The 1658-nt window shown below is 45.7% G+C and carries 4 protein-coding genes; 2 read left to right on the top strand and 2 right to left on the bottom strand.

Annotation, left to right across the window (positions count from 1 at the left end; all coding sequences use genetic code 11):
• Positions 1 to 41: 41 nt before the first annotated feature.
• Positions 42 to 614, top strand: coding sequence for a rubrerythrin family protein (locus HXY34_14250; GenBank protein NWF97296.1), 573 nt, complete (start codon positions 42 to 44; stop codon positions 612 to 614).
• On the opposite strand, the gene HXY34_14255 is transcribed toward HXY34_14250, so the two are convergent.
• On the bottom strand, positions 608 to 808 hold the full coding sequence (locus tag HXY34_14255) for a hypothetical protein (GenBank protein ID NWF97297.1): 201 nt from the start codon (positions 806 to 808) through the stop codon (positions 608 to 610). The genes HXY34_14250 and HXY34_14255 overlap by 7 nt on opposite strands.
• Complete coding sequence (locus tag HXY34_14260; protein NWF97298.1) at positions 809 to 1144, bottom strand: DUF2478 domain-containing protein; 336 nt, start codon at positions 1142 to 1144, stop codon at positions 809 to 811.
• Between the two features lie 78 nt (positions 1145 to 1222).
• On the opposite strand from HXY34_14260, the gene HXY34_14265 reads away from it, so the two are divergent.
• The coding region (locus HXY34_14265) for a 50S ribosomal protein L11 methyltransferase (protein ID NWF97299.1) at positions 1223 to 1658 on the top strand (436 nt) is incomplete at its 3' end.

Genomic DNA, 1658 nt, shown 5'->3' on the forward strand with positions numbered 1-1658 from the left:
CGCTTTGCTGCAGACATATGGGTCTAAAGGAGTTTGAGATTATGGAGTTGAAAGGTAGTCGTACTGAGAAGAATTTGTTGGCGGCGTTTGCTGGCGAATCACAAGCTAGAACGCTGTACACGTTTTTTGCAAGTGCCGCTAAAGCTGAGGGTTATGAGCAGATAGCAGCGATTTTTCAAGAGACAGCGGATAACGAGAAGGAGCATGCTGAGCTTTTCTTTAGGCATTTGAAAGGCGGACTAGTGGAAATTACTGCCACATACCCCGCAGGTGTTATTGGGTCTACGGCGGAGAATTTGTTAGCTGCGGCTGAAGGCGAAAAGCTAGAGTGGGGCACGCTCTACCCGAATTCTGCAGAAGTTGCTGAACAAGAAGGATTTGCGGATGTTGCCAGAACTTTTCGTATGGTCGCCAAGGTAGAGGCATATCATGAAAGGCGCTATAGGAAGCTGTTGGCGAATGTTGAGCAAGGCATAGTGTTCAAAAAAGACAAGCCTGTAATGTGGAAGTGCAGAAACTGCGGTTACGTTTTTGAAGGAAAAGAAGTGCCGGAAAAATGCCCAGTGTGCAGTCATGCAAGAAGTTATTTTGAACTATGGTGCGAAAACTACTGAAAACCAATTCTGTCTACTATATTCTGGTGTAGTTCGTTCCTGTTCTTGTCTGTGACTTCTATTATTTCTGCGTCTTCTCTCTTTTTCACTTCGTCTATAAGCCTGTCCCTTGCCTTCCAATGGACAACACCGACAATAAGCTTCTCACTACCAACCGCCTTCCTAACAGCTTCTTTAAACTTCTCCGAAAACAGTTACATGGGACCGATCTCGTCTATCGCCACTACATCACTGCTTGCGACAGCGTTAGCTATGGCTTCCGCACCTATACTGTTGAGGTCTTCCAGATTAACTCGATATTTGCCGACTTGTGGACCGCTTGGCTGATTGACGTGCGCAAGCCACCCGCGCCTACCGCTAGCTAAATCCAATATTTCAAAACCAACACGGGTTCCACCAGACCGAACTTCACGGCTGATCATTCCGCCTACGCTGTAGCCTTTAGCTTTTAAAGCCTCAACAACCCTCAGCAAAACCGTGGTTTTTCCAACGCCTGGATTGCCTGTTAAAAGTAATATGCGCTTATTCAACTGTTCTCCCTTAACATGGTTTAGGTATTGCCTTAATTAATGGTTCGCCAATAATCAACATTGGAGCAAAGCTAGAACATGGAAAAACGATTCGACATAGGTTTTCCAACGGAAATCGTGGCAGAAGGGAAAGCCAAAATACTGGTTCCAAAACTGGCAGCCTTTGTAAAATCGCCCTCAGATTATGCGCCTTCTAAAGCCCCTGTCTTCTACAATCCTGTCATGCGATTAAATCGTGAAATAGCAGTTTTAGCAGTGCAAACCTACCAAAAAATTGTGAATCGTGAAATCTCTGTGTGCGAGCCCTTAGCGGGTTGTGGAGTCAGGGGAATTCGCTTGGCAACAGAAGTCGAAGGCGTCAAAAAGGTCGTAATAGGTGACATCAACGAAAAAGCCACAGAACTTGCCAAGCATAATGTCCAAATGAATCACTTAAGCAGACGCATAACCGTAAAACATGAAGATGCAAACTTGCTTTTAGCGCGCTATGGCGCACCGCACAAGCGTTTCGACG

The sequence above is a fragment of the Candidatus Thorarchaeota archaeon genome, from assembly GCA_013388835.1.
GTDB lineage: Archaea > Asgardarchaeota > Thorarchaeia > Thorarchaeales > Thorarchaeaceae > JACAEL01.